The 15,732-nt window shown below is 33.9% G+C and carries 16 protein-coding genes; 1 reads left to right on the forward strand and 15 read right to left on the reverse strand.

Annotated elements, in window-relative coordinates; all coding sequences use genetic code 11:
• Positions 1-255: 255 nt before the first annotated feature.
• Positions 256-1,026: a TatD family hydrolase gene (locus ACJDUG_RS11250; protein ID WP_406769990.1), complete on the reverse strand. Its 771-nt coding sequence runs from the start codon at positions 1,024-1,026 to the stop codon at positions 256-258.
• A gap of 51 nt (positions 1,027-1,077) precedes the next feature.
• The gene (locus ACJDUG_RS11255; protein WP_406769991.1) at positions 1,078-2,202 is read right to left on the reverse strand and encodes a DUF362 domain-containing protein; all 1,125 of its coding nucleotides are present in this window, start codon (positions 2,200-2,202) and stop codon (positions 1,078-1,080) included.
• A gap of 341 nt (positions 2,203-2,543) precedes the next feature.
• Between ACJDUG_RS11255 and ACJDUG_RS11260 the strand changes: the two genes are divergently transcribed.
• Positions 2,544-2,741: a cold-shock protein gene (locus ACJDUG_RS11260; RefSeq protein ID WP_406769992.1), complete on the forward strand. Its 198-nt coding sequence runs from the start codon at positions 2,544-2,546 to the stop codon at positions 2,739-2,741.
• A 162-nt stretch (positions 2,742-2,903) separates the two neighbouring features.
• Here ACJDUG_RS11260 and glmM read toward each other — a convergent pair whose 3' ends face one another.
• The 13 genes from glmM to cdaA form a co-directional block, all read right to left on the reverse strand.
• The gene (gene glmM / locus ACJDUG_RS11265; protein ID WP_406769993.1) at positions 2,904-4,253 is read right to left on the reverse strand and encodes a phosphoglucosamine mutase; all 1,350 of its coding nucleotides are present in this window, start codon (positions 4,251-4,253) and stop codon (positions 2,904-2,906) included.
• 107 nt (positions 4,254-4,360) lie between these two features.
• Positions 4,361-5,212 carry a GNAT family N-acetyltransferase gene (locus ACJDUG_RS11270; protein ID WP_406769994.1) on the reverse strand — a complete coding sequence of 284 codons (852 nt, stop codon included), beginning with the start codon at positions 5,210-5,212 and terminating at the stop codon, positions 4,361-4,363.
• Positions 5,213-5,403: 191 nt separating this feature from the next.
• The gene (locus tag ACJDUG_RS11275; protein WP_406769995.1) at positions 5,404-5,934 is read right to left on the reverse strand and encodes a 2-oxoacid:acceptor oxidoreductase family protein; all 531 of its coding nucleotides are present in this window, start codon (positions 5,932-5,934) and stop codon (positions 5,404-5,406) included.
• Position 5,935: 1 nt separating this feature from the next.
• Positions 5,936-6,691, reverse strand: coding sequence for a thiamine pyrophosphate-dependent enzyme (locus ACJDUG_RS11280; RefSeq protein WP_406769996.1), 756 nt, complete (start codon positions 6,689-6,691; stop codon positions 5,936-5,938).
• A complete protein-coding gene (locus ACJDUG_RS11285) occupies positions 6,691-7,791 on the reverse strand; it encodes a 3-methyl-2-oxobutanoate dehydrogenase subunit VorB (protein WP_406769997.1) in 1,101 nt (366 codons plus the stop codon). The genes ACJDUG_RS11280 and ACJDUG_RS11285 overlap by 1 nt, the downstream gene beginning before the upstream one ends.
• Positions 7,792-7,804: 13 nt before the next feature.
• Entirely contained in the window at positions 7,805-8,014 is a 210-nt protein-coding gene (locus ACJDUG_RS11290) for a 4Fe-4S dicluster domain-containing protein (RefSeq protein ID WP_406769998.1), read from the reverse strand.
• A gap of 28 nt (positions 8,015-8,042) precedes the next feature.
• On the reverse strand, positions 8,043-8,708 hold the full coding sequence (locus ACJDUG_RS11295) for a nucleotide-binding protein (RefSeq protein ID WP_406769999.1): 666 nt from the start codon (positions 8,706-8,708) through the stop codon (positions 8,043-8,045).
• 20 nt (positions 8,709-8,728) lie between these two features.
• Positions 8,729-9,799: a butyrate kinase gene (buk, locus tag ACJDUG_RS11300; protein ID WP_406770000.1), complete on the reverse strand. Its 1,071-nt coding sequence runs from the start codon at positions 9,797-9,799 to the stop codon at positions 8,729-8,731.
• Between the two features lie 10 nt (positions 9,800-9,809).
• Positions 9,810-10,712 (reverse strand): phosphate butyryltransferase, encoded by a 903-nt coding sequence (gene ptb, locus ACJDUG_RS11305; protein WP_406770001.1) that lies wholly within the window; start codon positions 10,710-10,712, stop codon positions 9,810-9,812.
• A gap of 111 nt (positions 10,713-10,823) precedes the next feature.
• Positions 10,824-11,924, reverse strand: coding sequence for a butyrate kinase (buk, locus tag ACJDUG_RS11310; protein WP_406770002.1), 1,101 nt, complete (start codon positions 11,922-11,924; stop codon positions 10,824-10,826).
• Between the two features lie 100 nt (positions 11,925-12,024).
• Positions 12,025-13,626, reverse strand: a complete 1,602-nt coding sequence (locus tag ACJDUG_RS11315) for an NAD(P)/FAD-dependent oxidoreductase (RefSeq protein WP_406770003.1) — start codon at positions 13,624-13,626, stop codon at positions 12,025-12,027.
• Positions 13,627-13,629: 3 nt separating this feature from the next.
• Positions 13,630-14,865, reverse strand: coding sequence for a CdaR family protein (locus tag ACJDUG_RS11320; RefSeq protein ID WP_406770004.1), 1,236 nt, complete (start codon positions 14,863-14,865; stop codon positions 13,630-13,632).
• Entirely contained in the window at positions 14,841-15,686 is an 846-nt protein-coding gene (cdaA, locus tag ACJDUG_RS11325) for a diadenylate cyclase CdaA (RefSeq protein ID WP_406770005.1), read from the reverse strand. Before cdaA ends, ACJDUG_RS11320 begins: the two co-directional genes overlap by 25 nt.
• Positions 15,687-15,732 lie beyond the last annotated feature (46 nt).

Below are 15,732 nucleotides of genomic sequence, written 5' to 3' on the forward strand. Positions count from 1 at the left end.
GAAAAATGCATGACTATGCATAAGGAAAAATTAAAATGAGTTCAAAGTTTAAATAACACAGCCTTTCTAGGAGGTATTTCATATGACAGCACCAATATATACTTAATGTAATAATTTACAAGATATTTAATTATATGCCAAATATTTAATTTTTAATCAAAAAAATAAAAATAGACTATAATTTTAGTCTATTTTATCTATTATTATTAAGATATTTATGTTAATCGTGCAGGTAGCTTCCTATTTATTCACATATTAAATTAATTTAAGCATTTTCTTAACATTATTTATTGTAGCTGCAGCTATTTCTTCCTCGGAGATTCCTTTTAGTTCAGAAAGCTTTTCTATTATATACTTTATAAAATCTGATCTATTTCTCTCACCTCTATAAGGAGCCGGAGCCATATATGGACAATCTGTTTCAACAAGAATTCTTTCAAGGGGGACTTCCTTAGCCACTTCAACAATTTTTTTTGCGTTTTTAAAAGTTACAACTCCTGTAAAGCCAATATAATACCCAAGTTTTAGACACTCTCTTGCAAATTCTATGCTGCCTCCGAAGCAGTGCAGCACTCCTTTAACTTCAGGATAATCCTTTAGAATGTTTATGGTATCCTCATGAGCATCTCTATCATGAATTACTACAGGAAGCTTTAATTCACCGGCTAACCGCATTTGTGCTCTAAATACACTTTTCTGTATCTCCCTAGGAGGGTTTTCTTTATAATAATAATCTAGCCCTATTTCTCCTATAGCTCTTACCTTCTCGTTTTTCGCCATATTTCTAAGCTCAGCCAGTACTGAATCGTCAAAAGAATTTGCATCTTCTGGATGTATGCCTACAGCAGCATAGAAGAAATCATAGGTATTAGCAAGTCTTACTGAGGCTCTAGCTCCCTCAAGTGTTGCTCCGCAATTTAACACTCCAACTATACCATTAGCTTTTAATTCTTTTATTACTGTTTCCCTATCCTCATTAAAGCTTTCATCATCATAATGTGCATGTGAATCAAAAATATTTAGCATATTTATCTTCCTTCCATGAAAATAGCTTTAGTAAAAATAAACTAAAAAGTTTTATTTCACTACTATAAGCTCATAGTCTTGATGCCCTAGGCCAATTTTTTCTGCGTAATTTAAGCCAACTCTCCAATCTGTATTTGGGTGAATATGGTGTATTTTATCTCCTGTCTCATGGTCGTGATTTTCAAAGACTCTTTCCTCAAGCATACTTCCTTTTGCTACAGGAGCATTATTTACCATATCAATAGAAGCCTTGTCTAAGGCTACAAGGTCATAGGAAGCCATAATTCCTAGGTCAGGAACAATAGGTACATCGTTGCTGTCCCAGCAGTCGCAGTTAGGTGAAACATTCATAATAAAGTTAATATGAAAATTAGGCTTATCATTCACAACTGCATAAGTATATTCTGCTATTTTTTCATTTGCGGTATCTGCAGACTGGTTCCAAATGACTTGTGCTGCATCAAATTGACAAACAGCAACACATTGTCCACATCCAACACACTTATCGTAATCAATAGCTGCCTTTCTTCTTTCATTAAATTCCATTGCCTCCTGTGCACAATTCTTAATACACTGACCACAGCTTACACAGTTTTCTCCCACAATTGTAGGTTTGGAAGCTGAGTGCATTTCTAGCTTACCGCCTCTAGAACCTGAGCCCATACCTAAATTCTTTAAGGCTCCCCCAAAACCTGTCATTTCATGTCCTTTAAAGTGATTCATCGATATTATTATATCTGCATCAGCAATTGCTGTTCCTATTTTAGCTGTCCTGCAGTGTTTCTTATTTATTTCAACTTCTCTATAATCTGTTCCCTTTAAACCATCTGCAATCATTACATGACAGCCTACTGCTAAGGGATTAAATCCATTTTCGTAAGCAGCTTCCAAATGCTCAACTGCATTTGCTCTTCTTCCTGAATAAAGTGTATTAGAATCAGTAAGAAAAGGCATTCCACCTAAATCCTTTATAAGCTTTACTATCTTTGCAGCATAGTTTGGTCTTATATAAGCTAGATTTCCTGGCTCTCCAAAATGAATTTTTATAGCTACAAATTTATTTTTAAAATCAATTTGATCCATACCTGCTTTTTTTACTAATTTCTCTACCTTGTCTAATAGATTTACTCCTGGTTTTGTTCTAAGATCTGTAAAGTACACTTTTGATTTTTCCATTACTTACCTCCAAAATATATATATTTACTTAATAATAGGCCTTCCTTTAAGTAAATTGCAGCTTTCCGTAAGCTGAATTTGCGGTAGTAAGCTCATTATTAAAGGCTACCTCTTTATATTCTAAGCTATTTATTAGGAAATTAAAACCTTTATAACAATTATTATATCCTTTATGTAAAATATCCATAGTTTTTATTGTTTTCATTTTTTACCTATTAATTTACTTTAGAAAAATAGTAAACATTTGAATAAATATTAGATTAAGTGGTAAACTATAGATGTTGATATTTTATTAAGATAATATTGACTGTAGTTTTTTAACATTTAGGAGGTTTATTTAAATGCAAGGAACAGTAAAATGGTTTAATTCACAAAAGGGCTTTGGTTTTATTACAACAGATGATGGTAAGGATGTTTTTGTACATTATTCAGGTATTGAATCAAGCGGCTTTAAGACACTTAATGAAGGAGATAAAGTAAGCTTTGATTTAACTCAGGGTCAAAAGGGAGATCAGGCAATTAATGTTAAGCCTGTATAATATGTATGAAGCATTTAACCTTTACAGGTTTATTAATATAACTTTTTAAAAGAATATTAAGCTTCTAGTATGATAAAAGACCGCAAATTGCGGTCTTTTATATTTTAATACTTAATATTTTAATTATATATCACAATGTTTATTATACTTAATAAATAATTTTTATCTATTAGCCTTTTCTGCAATCATTTTTGCTAAATCATGTGCCATTTTATCTATTTCTTCTTGATTTTCTCCTTCTAGCATAACTCTAACAAGAGGTTCTGTTCCAGAAGGTCTTATTAAAACTCTTCCACAGCCATGAAGCTTTTCTTCCATGCTTTTTATTTCATTTATAATTTCTTCATCAGTTTCGTAGATATTCTTCTTATCATTTGGTATCTTAGCATTAACTAAAACCTGTGGAAGCTCTTTCATCATAGAAGCAAGTTCAGATAGTTTCTTGCCACTTTTCTTAACTATAGATGCTATTTGAAGTCCAGTTACAAGTCCATCCCCAGTTGTATTATAATCTAGAAATATTACATGTCCAGACTGTTCTCCGCCTAGCTTATAACCTTCCTTAACCATTTCTTCAAGGACATATCTGTCTCCAACCTTAGTTTTAACAGTTTTAATACCTTCTTTATTTAAGGCAATCTCAAGGCCTAAATTACTCATTACTGTTACAACTACAGCATCCTTATTAAGTTTTCTCTGTTCCTTAAGATATTTTCCGCAGATTGCTATCATAAAGTCTCCATTAACTAAATTTCCTTTTTCATCAATAGCAAGACATCTATCAGCGTCACCATCAAAGGCAAGTCCTAAGTCACAGCTCTTCTTTACTACATATTCCATAAGTTCTTCAGGATGAGTAGAGCCGCAATTTTTATTTATATTTACTCCATCTGGGTCATTATTAATAACTACAACTTCTGCACCAAGACTTCTAAAGGTCTCAACTGCCGCTATATAGTTAGCTCCATTAGCACAGTCTAAAGCAATTTTCATATCTTTTAAATCAACATCAATTGTGGATTTTGCAAATTCTATATATTCATCTAAGCCAGCTTCCTCTGTTTTCTTTCTTCCGAGATCTCCGCCAACGGGTGAAGGTACTCCTTCAAAGTTACTTTCAATTACTGCTTGTATCCTATCCTCTAATTCATCTGAAAGCTTGTATCCTTGTGAATTAAAAAACTTAATGCCATTATATTCTACCGGATTATGAGAAGCTGAAATAACTACTCCTGCATCTGCTCCATATTTTCTTGTTAAATAAGCTACTGCTGGTGTTGGCACAACTCCGAGCCTAATAGCTTCTGCCCCTACTGAGAGTATTCCAGCTACAAGGGCAGCTTCAAGCATATCTCCTGATATCCTTGTATCCATTCCAACTATTATTTTAGGTTTATGAGCTCCTTCTGTAAGTACATAAGCACCTGCTCTTCCTAAATCATAGGCTATTTGTGATGTTAATTCTTTATTTGCTATACCTCTTACTCCATCAGTTCCAAACATTCTACTCATTTATTAAACCTCACTTTTCGTCTTTACGTAAACATACAATTTTATTATATTATATTTGTTATTTTATTACAATGTTAAATAATTACTACAGACTAAGAGTAGAAATTTTAAAGGTTACAATACATTTCATACTGGGATATATTATCCCTAGAAAATCCTATTTTCTTTAAGAAGCCAATTATTGATGCATTATTTGGTAAACCAATACTAAGCTTACTTAAATTTAGCTCCATAATTGCATGCCTAATAAGTGATGCTGCTATATTCTTTCCTCTATACTTTTTAGCAACATAAATATAATTAATTTTTGAATTTATATTAGCACTAATAACTGCAACAAGCTCATTATTAAAATAAACCCCGTAATTTTTCTGTCCTTTTAACTTTTCAATATAATCCATAGCATTTTGCCAATTTATATGTACATCTATACTTTTTTCCGAGAAACTCTTTAATTCCTGAAAATTAATTTCTTTAATGTCAACTTCACTATTAAACTTTTGCTCAATTATATTTAAATTATCTGTACTGAAATAATATAGATCATATATTTTTTCATAGCCTGTTTTTTTATAAAAATTTATAGCTCTGTCATTTCCCACAATTACCTCTAAAAATAGTTGCTTACACTCTTTTTTAATTGCCTCTTTTCTATGAAGTCTCATAAGTTCTTTGCTTACCCCTAGCCCTCTATAACTTGGGTCAATAGCCATTGTTCCGCATCTCATAGTTTTGATGCCCTCATAGACCTTTACTCCGCCAAGTACCAAACCTATAGGTCTTTCATTATCTAAAGCTATAAATGAAGTTTCTAGGCTATTTCCCTCAGCACCAAAAAACCTTTCTATAAATACGTCCATTGGCATTTCAATTTTAATAATATAGTCAGAAAAACCTATACTAAAGGCATCATATACCTTTTGTAAATCAACCTCACTGCATCTTTTATAATTTATCATAACATTCACTCCATTTTTCATAATTAATTATTGATATACAAATTCATTTTTCATTAAGTGTATATGTCTCAATTCTTCTATTATAATATTCTTTTTTTTGATACTTTTCTTATTAAATAAAAACAAGGTGGTTACTACATAGTAAAGCACCTTGTTAAAACTAACATTTAATTTATAGTTTGCCAATAAAATTAAGCAACGTACTGCGCACCTTTTTCTAATGCTTTTTTATTTGACTCATAGAATTTTTCTTTACCATGATCCTTTAGTGCCTTAAGTAAATCCTCCATTGAAACTATTCCAGTTTTAGCAACTAGGGCTCCTAGAAGTACCATATTTGCAATAGTCTTACTCCCTATTTCCTCTGCAATTGATTGAGCCGGGATGCTTATTACCTCTAAGTCCTTTCTCTCTGGAACCCTGCTTACAAGGTCACTATCCACTATTAATAAACCATTTGCTTTAATAGCATTTTCAAATTTATCTAAGGAAGGTCTATTCATTACAACCAAGGTAGTAGCTTCATTTACTATTGGTGAACCAACAGCCTCTTCAGTAAGAATTACTGAACAGTTAGCAGTACCTCCTCTCATTTCTGGGCCATAAGAAGGTAACCAGGAAACATTAAGTCCAGCATCCATTCCAGCATAAGCTAAGAACTTTCCCATTGAAAGAATACCTTGGCCTCCAAAGCCTGCAAATAAAATTTCTTGTGCTGCCATTTTATTTTACCCCCTCTGTTCCAGTGGTATCTTTTTTAACACCTAATGGATAATAAGGTATCATATTTTCTCTTAGCCATTTAAAGGACTCTGAAGTTGATAAACCCCAGTTAGTTGGACAAATTGATAAAACCTCTACCATGGAGAAACCCTTCCCAGCTAATTGGTTTTCAAATGCCTTTTTTATAGCCTTTTTTGCTTTTATAACATTTGGTACACTGTCAACAGATACCCTTTCAATATAAGCAGCTCCATCTAAGGTAGCTATCATCTCTGAAACTCTAATTGGATGGCCAGCTGTTTTAACATCTCTTCCATAAGGCGTTGTTTCAGTAACTTGCCCTGGAAGAGTTGTAGGAGCCATTTGCCCTCCTGTCATTCCGTATATGCAATTATTCACAAATATAGAAACTATATTTTCTCCTCTTGTTGCTGCATGAACAATTTCAGCTGTTCCAATTGCAGCTAAATCTCCATCACCTTGATAGGTAAATACTACGCTATCAGGATGTGATCTTTTTATCCCTGTTGCTACTGCTGGTGCTCTTCCATGTGCTGCTTCGAACATATCACAGGCAAAATAGTCATAGGCTAAAACTGAGCATCCTACTGGTGCAACGCCAATAGTTTTATCTAATATATCTAATTCATCTATAACTTCAGCAATAAGTCTATGGATTACCCCATGAGTACATCCAGGACAGTAATGAGTAGGTACATCTAATAGAGCCTTAGGTGGTTGAAATACTATTGCCATTATTCTCTACCTCCTGCTACTTCTTCGCTTGCTTCTTTAAAGCCTACAATTTCTTTTACTTTATTTAATATTTCCTCAGGATGTGGAACCATTCCACCTGATCTTCCGTAGAAATGAACTGGTTTTCTTCCGTTAACTGAAAGTTTAACATCCTCAACCATTTGTCCCATACTCATTTCTACAGAGATATATCCATGCTTTGTATTGTTTATTGTTTTTTCAAAAGCTTCTACTGGGAATGGCCATAGTGTTATTGGTCTAATAAGACCAAGCTTTATGTTGCATTCCTTAGCCATCTTAATAACATTCTTGCATATTCTTGAAGTTGTACCATAGGCAACTATAATTAAATCGCAATCTTCATTGCAATTGTATAATTCATATCTAGTTTCATTCTTTTTAATATCATCATATTTAGCCTTAAGCTTAATATTGTGATTTTCTAAGGATTCTGGATCTAAATATAATGAATTTATAACATTATGAGTCTTTCTTCCCTTTAAACCATTAGCAGCCCAATCTTTATTAGGAAGTTCTCTCTTTGATCTTTCTTTGAATTCAACTGGTTCCATCATTTGTCCAAGCATTCCATCTCCCATAACCATACAGGGAGTTCTGTACATATCGGCAACATCAAAAGCTTCTTGAACTAAATCCACCATTTCTTGAATTGAAGCCGGAGCATATACAGGCATTTGGTAATCGCCATGTCCGCCTCCTTTTGTAGCTTGAAAATAGTCAGATTGAGCAGGCTGAATTCCTCCAAGTCCTGGACCACCTCTAACAATATTTATAATAACACAGGGAAGTTCAGCACCTGCTATATAAGATATACCCTCTGCCTTTAAGCTTATTCCTGGGCTTGATGAAGAAGTTAGCACTCTAACTCCACTCCCAGCTGCACCATAAACCATATTAATTGCAGCTACTTCGCTTTCAGCCTGTACAAAAACTCTCCCAAGCTTAGGCATCATCTTTGACATATATGCAGCTACTTCAGTTTGCGGTGTAATAGGGTAACCAAAGAAGCATTGGCAGTTAGCTCTAATAGCTGCTTCGCCTATAGCCTCATTTCCCTTCATTAATACCTTTTCACTCATTATGAACCCTCCCTTATTTTTCAACAACTATAACGCAGTCTGGACACATTCTAGCACAAGAAATACAGCCTATGCATTTACTCATTTTATCCTCTGTAACCTCTGCTGGATGATAACCCTTAACATTTAATTTTGATGAAAAAGCTATAATTTTTGTTGGACAAACTGCAATACAATTACCGCAGCCTTTACATCTCTCTTCGTTAAAAGTAACTCGTGGCATAATCTTCCCTCCATCCTTTTAATTGTATTTACCTCCATGGTGGTTTCATATAAATGTCAATCGGTAAAATTTCCCCCTGCACTTTATTTTTAATTTCTTCTGCAAAATCTCTTCTGCAAACTGTATATTTATAAGGAATTGTGAGTTTTTCTGAAAGCTCACTAACCTCCTTATCCCCCTTTAATATATCCTCTAAAGCTGTTTCATAGGATAAATTGGTGTTTGATATTAAATGTGTCACTTTAAGTCTAGAAGTATATTGTATAGCATTAATATATTCTTCAGTGTCTTCTACATTTGAAGTTTGAGGTCTGTTATTATTAATTACAAAATACATATCATAGGGCTCATCCTTAAAAAATCTGCTATATTGTCCAAGAACAACAGCACCCATATCATCTCCGCCTATGTCCATGATAACCTCATAGGATTTATCATTAAAGGCTGATATGATTTCTGCAGGTACAACGGCAAGCTCTGCATTTGAATAATGGGGATTTGAGGATATTACCCTTATTCCATATTCACTATTTAAATATTCACTGATATCCCTTACACAAAAGTAGGGATTAACGATATCTATGTCTGCAATTGCTACCTTTTTACCCTGCTTTGCTAAATTGATTGCATAATTTATAGCTATTTCTGTTTTACCACTTCCAAAATGCCCAGTGAAAATTCTAATTCTGCTCATAAAACACCTCACTTCATAGATTAATTGTAGTCTTTTGCTTTTTCTTCTCCATTTAAAACTCTAATTCCACCTTGAGCTAGTGCTAAAAGCTCATCCTCTCCAGGGTAAACAATAACAGGTGCAATAAATTTCACTCGTTCTGTTATGAGCCCAACTATTTCCTTACCATAGGCAATTCCCCCGGTTAGAATGATAGTTTCTACCTTTCCACAAAGTACTGCAGCACATTTCCCAATTTCTTTAGCTACTTGGTAAGCCATAGCCTTTAAAATTAATTCTGCCTTCTTGTCTCCCTCATTCATAGCTTTTGCTACAGCTCTAGCATCATTTGTATTAAGATGAGCAACAAAACCGCCTTTACCATTTATTATTTTTTTTATTTCTTCATAGGTATATTTAGAACTATAACACAACTTAATTAAATCTCCAACAGGAAGACTCCCTGAACGTTCCGGAGAAAATGGGCCTTCCCCATCTAAGGCATTGTTTACATCCACTACTCTACCATTTTTATGAGCTCCAACAGAGATGCCGCCTCCTAGATGTGCAACTATAATGTTTATGTCTTCATATTTTTTATTAACATCTTTAGCGTATCTCTTTGCTATAGCCTTTTGATTCAATGCATGAAAAATACTTACTCTTTGTATTTCGGGAATTCCTGAAACTCGAGCAACTTCCTGAAGTTCATCAACTACAACAGGATCCACTATAAAAGCAGGTATATTGTGCTCTTTTGCTATCTCATTTGCTAAAATTCCCCCAAGGTTTGAGGCATGCTGACCTAAGAAACCAACTTTTAAATCTTTGAGCATAGCATCATTAACCTTATAAGTTCCTCCTTCAATTGGCTTTAATAGCCCTCCTCGCCCGATTACCGCATCTAAAGAAGATACATCGAAGGATTTTTCTCTTAGTATGTCTAATATAATAGCTTTTCTAAATTCTAGCTGTTCATATATACTATTATACTTTCCAATTTCTTCAGTAGAATGTCTTAAGGTTTCGATTAATAATGGTGTTTCATCCTCATATACACCAATTTTTGTTGAGGTTGAACCTGGATTAATTATAAGTAATTTGAAAGACATATTTATCCCCCTATATTTCTGAAACTAATGCAGCAAGAGCAATTGCATTTAACTTTGATTCTGGGCTGTCTGCTCTTGATGTTAATACTACAGGTGCAGCAGCACCTACAATTATTCCACCGCTTTTAGAACTTGTAGTGTAAGTTAAAGTCTTATACATTACATTACCAGCCTCAATATTAGGAAGTAATAAGATATCCGCTTTTCCAGCAACTTTACTTACAATTTTCTTATGTTTTGCAGCCTCTTCTGACAAGGCGTTGTCTACCGCTAAAGGCCCGTCCACTATGCAGCCCTTTATTTGTCCTCTTTCATTCATTTTAGAAAGTATAGAAGCATCAATAGTGGCTGCCATATCAGGATTAACAACCTCAACTGCACATATTGGTGCAACTTTTGGAATTTCTACTCCTGCAGCCTTTGCTACAGTTACTGCATTATTTAATATATCTATTTTTGCTTTTAGATCTGGATACATATTAAGTGCTGCATCAGTTATAAATATAAGCCTATCATAGCCTGGTATTTCGAATACTGCTACATGTGACATTAATCTTCCAGTCCTAAGACCAATTTCTTTATTTAATACAGCTCTTAGAATAGTTGCAGTGTCAAGAAGTCCTTTCATTACCATTTGAGCTTTTCCCGTGGAAACTAATTCTACAGCCTTAAGAGCTGCTTTGTTATTATCTGGCTCATGAATAATTTCTAAATCGTTTACATCTAAATCTATAGATTTTGCAATTTCAATTATTTTATTTTTATCTCCTACTAATATAGCATTAATAAGTCCTAAGTTTTTCGCATCTCTTATTGCTTCTAAAACAGGCTCATCTTGCGCTGCTGCTACAGCAATAGTTTTACGGCTGTTATTTTTTACTTTATCTAGTATTTCTGCGAAACAATTACTCATTTGTTCTTCCCCCTATCTTTAAATAAAATTATAAAAATATAAATATATTAATTTATTCAAGTTTGAAAGTAGATAATTTTCCCTCGTTTTTTAATATTCTGATAACTTAAGTTAAAGCTGTCTATCTATATAAACTTCGTCTTCGTATATTTTAGCTTTTTCCTGACCCATTAAAACTCTTAAGGCTCCTTCATAAAGAGCTGTCATTTCATCCTCTCCAGGAACGTATTCTACAGGTGCTATAAAGCTTACCATTTCTTCTATTAAGTCCATTAATCTTTTATTGTTAGCCAGTCCTCCGGTAATAATCACTGCATCTATTTCCCCATATAGAGCTGTTGCATAGGCACCTATTTCCTTTGAAATTTGATAGGCAAGAGCTTTTAAAATAAGTTCTGCCTTCTTGTCTCCTTCATCTATTCTTCTATTTACTTCTCTACCGTCATTTGTCCCTAAATAAGCTATAAAACCAGCTTCACTTACTATTTTCTTTTTCAGTTCCTTGTAAGTGTATTTACCGCTAAATGCTAATTTGGCTACTTCACCTACTGGTAAGCCTCCAGCTCTTTCAGGCGAAAAAGGACCATCTTCATTTGCATTATTCACATCGATTATTCTTCCATTTTTTATTGGTGCTATTGATATTCCACCGCCTAAATGAACAACTACAAAAGAACTGTTATCAAAGCTTTTCCCTAATTTATTACACACCCTTCTTGTTACTGCTTTTATATTAAGAGCATGAACAAGGGATCTTCGAGGTAAACAAGGGTGGCCAGAAATTCTAGCAACCTCTTCAAATTCATCTACTGCTACCGGATCCACTATAAAGGCTGGAACCTTTGCCATATTAGCTATCTCATAGGCAATTATACCTCCTAAGTTAGAGGCATGTTCTCCTTGTATGCCCATCTTTAAATCCTTTAACATTTCCTCTGTAACATTGTAGGTTCCACCAGGCATAGATTTTAAAAGTCCGCCTCTGCCTACTACTGCATTAAGCTTGGTAAAATCCACTTTATTTTCCTTTAACCAATCTAATATAATATTTACCCTCATCTCTTTTTGGTCATAAATTCTATCAAACTTTTTAATTTCCTCTAGAGGATGAATTAAGTTTGAATTTAATAGATTGGTGTCCTTTGAATATAAAGCTATTTTTGTGGAAGTAGACCCTGGATTAATAACAAGAATAAGCCCCTCTTTATTCATAAATTTCCCCCATTGAAAAGTTCGTTATTTTCAGAATATAAATATTTTCCCCATAATTCCATTTTATCAGATTATAAATGAAATTCAAGCCTTCAAAAAATTATTCTATAGGTGCCCATTCCTTCATAATTGACTCAGCTGTCTTTAGTCCATCTACAGCAGCAGATATGATTCCACCGGCATAACCTGCACCTTCTCCAGCTGGGTATAGGCCTAAAGCTCTATTTACCTGCAAGTTTTCATTCCTTTCTATTCTAACTGGTGCAGAGGTTCTTGTTTCAATCCCAGTCATAACTGCATCTTCAGAAGCATAGCCTCTAATTTTTTTATCAAAATTTATTAATCCTTCCTTTAAAGCATCAGTAACAAATCCAGGGAGACAGTTTTTTAATTCCCGAAACTCACAACCAGGTTTATAGCTAGGAAGGACTTTTCCTATTGTACTGCTGGGTCTATCCTTTAAAAAGTCACCTACTAATTGAATAGGAGCTGTATAATTTCCTCCACCTAATTTATAAGCTAATTCTTCGTAATGCCTTTGAAATGCCATACCGCTTAAAGGACTTTCTGATTTAAAATCCTCAGGTGTTACATTTACTACCAATGCTGAATTTGCATTTGCCTTATCTCTTCTATAAAAACTCATACCATTAGTGACTAATCTGTTTTCCTCAGAAGCAGCTGCCACTACTTCTCCTCCAGGACACATACAGAAGCTGTAAATTGATCTATTTAATTTATTAGAGGAATAGCTAAGTCTATAATCTGCAGCCTTTAATCTTTCATGCCCTGCAAACCTGCCATATTGGGCTTCATCAATTAGGCTTTGAAGATGTTCAATTCTAACTCCAATAGCAAAAGGTTTAGGTGTTAGCTTTAAATTATTCTTTTGCAGCATCTCATAGGTATCCCTAGAGCTATGTCCTATTGCCAGTACTAAGTTTTCACAGGGAATTCCTTCACCATTAACTATAGCTTCACAAATATAGCCATTTTTAGTGATTATATCCTCTAATTTACTGTTAAATCTTACTTCCCCACCAAGCTCTATAATCTCTTCTCTAATATTCCTTACTACGGTCTTTAAAATATCTGTCCCAACATGGGGCTTGCTTAAGTAAAGTATTTCCTCGGGTGCCCCAGCTTTAACAAAGGCTTCTAGTACATAATCACATCGATTATCCTTTATTCTTGTTGTTAATTTCCCGTCTGAAAAGGTACCGGCTCCACCTTCCCCAAATTGAACATTGGTTTCTTTATTAAGCTTACCTGTACTCCAAAACTTATTTACGCTTATAGTTCTTTCTTCTACCTTTTGTCCTCTTTCTATAATAATTGGCTTATATCCCTTTCTAGCTAATAAAAGGCCGGCAAATATACCTGCCGGTCCCATACCAACTACTATTGGCCTGTTTCTCATTTTTCTTGTGCCAAAAATTACTTCATCCGTATATTTTATAGTCTCAAGCTTTAAATCCTTATCTTTAAGTTTTGCAAGAAGTGCTTTCTCATTTTCTGTAGTAACTTCTAATGTGTAATTAAATTTCACATCATCCTTTTTTCTTGCATCAATACTTTCTCTTAAGACCTTAATTGATTTAAGCTGAGACTTTGTGAGTCTCAGCTTTTTCAAAACTTTTTCTTCTAATATATTTTTATCTTCCTCTATGTCAAGTATTATATTGTTTACTCTTATGGGCATCTATTATTGTCCTCCACTTCCAGTTGTAGTTTGTGAAGCCTTTTTCTTTACACTTGCAATTATACTTTGCGGATTTTGTGATATTTTTGTAATTCCATCAGGAATTGTTAGACTAACTGGTACAGTGTGTTCCCCTTCAGTTACAATTGAATTTAAATCAATATAACAATTAAAATCTGCATTAGTAAGGGCATTTACCTTACTTTCAGGTCCCGAGATAATTAAGGAAACACTTTGATTATTTAAAGCTGCAGTATAAGAGTCATTAAGATTTTTAATTCCTATATCTAAGGAAAAATTCTTTTGAATTATTTTATCCATTATGGCTTTTACCTTTACTGTACCATCACTATTTGTTAAAATCACACCATCTGGAACAATAATCTTAAGTACTACTGTTTTATTTGGAGTAAGTGTGCTTAAATCTATTGGCTCAGTATCAAGTGAAGTAATATCATTAATATTATCTCCTCCGGCAATATCTATCTTATCAGGTACTAGCTGCAGAGATTTTAATGCTAAATCACCACTTACGCTGCCCTTCGTCTTTACGTTTATGTTCACAGTCTTTATCTTTTTTACGGCTATAGAAACATCAACATATGAAGGATTAATATCAACATTTTTAACTTCCTTCCCAGAGGCATCTAAAGCTTTAAGCGGAAGCTTAAAACCTAAGTCCTTTTCTGCAGACTTTAAATCAACAGTTGTTTCTACACTATTAACTTGTTCTACATACTTTGCAGCACCGCTTACAACTACATCAGTTGGATTAATATAGTAGTTTTGAGGGGCATAGTATCCATCTTTAACCTTCCCATTAATATTTATCTTTACAGGTAATGTTTTTTCTACTAGTGTATCAAAGCTTACAGTTACATATAAGCTTTCACTATTTAAAACTGACACGTTAGTCGGCTGCCTTTCAATCCTTACAGGTATATTTTTTGTACCCTTTGAAAATTGAAATTCACTTAAATCTGCTACTACCTTAAATTGTTCCTTGCCTATTGCTATATCTGATAGAGATCCTCTCACGTGCAACGTTACAGTATAGGGCTGAGAAGGTGGAAGAATTTGAAGCTTTTGTGAGGTTACGTTTTCTTGTCCTACTAAAGTTACAGGTACAGAAATTGGTTGAGAGTTGTTATTGTTTTCAACATTAGTCACGTAAAGCCAAAGGGCAAAAGCCGCTATAATACAGCATATTTTAATTAACCAAGTATTTTTTTGCTCCATAACCTCACCCTCTCTCTCAAGGTTAATTTCTTTTTTTGCCTGCTTTTTAATATTCTTACAAGAATATCTTTAAGCCTATCCTTTGTATAATTTCTTGTTAATTTACCATTTACCGCAAGTGATATGTTTCCAGTTTCTTCAGATACAATTATGGTTAGCGCATCCGAATTCTCCGATATCCCTAGTCCAGCTCTATGTCTTGTTCCAAGGGCTTTACTAATCTCATCATTATTAGTTAATGGAAGAAAACAGCCAGAGGCGATAATCTTATCATTTCGTATTATTGTAGCTCCATCATGGAGTGGTGTATTTACAACAAATATGTTTTCTAAAAGTGCTGAAGAAACTATGGCATCAAGTTTAGTACCCGTTGCTATAACATCACCAAGTCCAGTACGATTTTCAATTATAATAAGAGCCCCTGTCTTAGATTTAGATAAATTCTCAACAGCGTCAACTACTTCGCCTACTACCTTCTCCATTATTTCTTCATCTTCTAATATATGTCTATCATTAAAGGCACTTCTTCCTAGGTGCTCTAAACCTCTTCTAATTTCAGGCTGAAAAATAATTATCATAGAAAGTACACCTATAGTTATGGTTTTGCTTAAAATCCAGTTAAGCATATTTAGCTGCAGAAAAGAACTAATAGGAAGTAAAAGTAAAATTAGCAGAATTCCTTTTAGTAGCTGGACGGCCCTTGTCTCTTTAATCAACATATAAGCCTTATAAAATATATAGGAAACCACTATAATATCCAAAATGTTAAATGGACTTATTGTCTTTATACTGTTAAAAATAATCTTAAAAAATTCTGTCAAGTGATTTCGCCCTCCTGTTCTTTTCAATATATATATACAATTATAC

It is taken from the genome of Candidatus Clostridium stratigraminis (assembly GCF_045310675.1).
Classification (GTDB): Bacteria; Bacillota; Clostridia; order Clostridiales; family Clostridiaceae; genus Clostridium_AT; species Clostridium_AT stratigraminis.

What these genes read in the sequence shown, in the direction of transcription:
- ptb (WP_406770001.1), bottom strand. Translation starts at nt 10,712, where the DNA reads ATGAGTAATTGTTTCGCAGAAATACTAGATAAAGTAAAAAATAACAGC.
- ACJDUG_RS11285 (WP_406769997.1), bottom strand. Translation starts at nt 7,791, where the DNA reads ATGAGTGAAAAGGTATTAATGAAGGGAAATGAGGCTATAGGCGAAGCA.
- glmM (WP_406769993.1), bottom strand. Translation starts at nt 4,253, where the DNA reads ATGAGTAGAATGTTTGGAACTGATGGAGTAAGAGGTATAGCAAATAAA.
- buk (WP_406770002.1), bottom strand. Translation starts at nt 11,924, where the DNA reads ATGAATAAAGAGGGGCTTATTCTTGTTATTAATCCAGGGTCTACTTCC.
- ACJDUG_RS11320 (WP_406770004.1), bottom strand. Translation starts at nt 14,865, where the DNA reads ATGGAGCAAAAAAATACTTGGTTAATTAAAATATGCTGTATTATAGCG.
- ACJDUG_RS11290 (WP_406769998.1), bottom strand. Translation starts at nt 8,014, where the DNA reads ATGCCACGAGTTACTTTTAACGAAGAGAGATGTAAAGGCTGCGGTAAT.
- ACJDUG_RS11315 (WP_406770003.1), bottom strand. Translation starts at nt 13,626, where the DNA reads ATGCCCATAAGAGTAAACAATATAATACTTGACATAGAGGAAGATAAA.
- ACJDUG_RS11275 (WP_406769995.1), bottom strand. Translation starts at nt 5,934, where the DNA reads ATGGCAGCACAAGAAATTTTATTTGCAGGCTTTGGAGGCCAAGGTATT.
- ACJDUG_RS11295 (WP_406769999.1), bottom strand. Translation starts at nt 8,708, where the DNA reads ATGAGCAGAATTAGAATTTTCACTGGGCATTTTGGAAGTGGTAAAACA.
- buk (WP_406770000.1), bottom strand. Translation starts at nt 9,799, where the DNA reads ATGTCTTTCAAATTACTTATAATTAATCCAGGTTCAACCTCAACAAAA.
- ACJDUG_RS11250 (WP_406769990.1), bottom strand. Translation starts at nt 1,026, where the DNA reads ATGCTAAATATTTTTGATTCACATGCACATTATGATGATGAAAGCTTT.
- ACJDUG_RS11255 (WP_406769991.1), bottom strand. Translation starts at nt 2,202, where the DNA reads ATGGAAAAATCAAAAGTGTACTTTACAGATCTTAGAACAAAACCAGGA.
- ACJDUG_RS11270 (WP_406769994.1), bottom strand. Translation starts at nt 5,212, where the DNA reads ATGATAAATTATAAAAGATGCAGTGAGGTTGATTTACAAAAGGTATAT.
- ACJDUG_RS11280 (WP_406769996.1), bottom strand. Translation starts at nt 6,691, where the DNA reads ATGGCAATAGTATTTCAACCACCTAAGGCTCTATTAGATGTACCTACT.
- ACJDUG_RS11260 (WP_406769992.1), top strand. Translation starts at nt 2,544, where the DNA reads ATGCAAGGAACAGTAAAATGGTTTAATTCACAAAAGGGCTTTGGTTTT.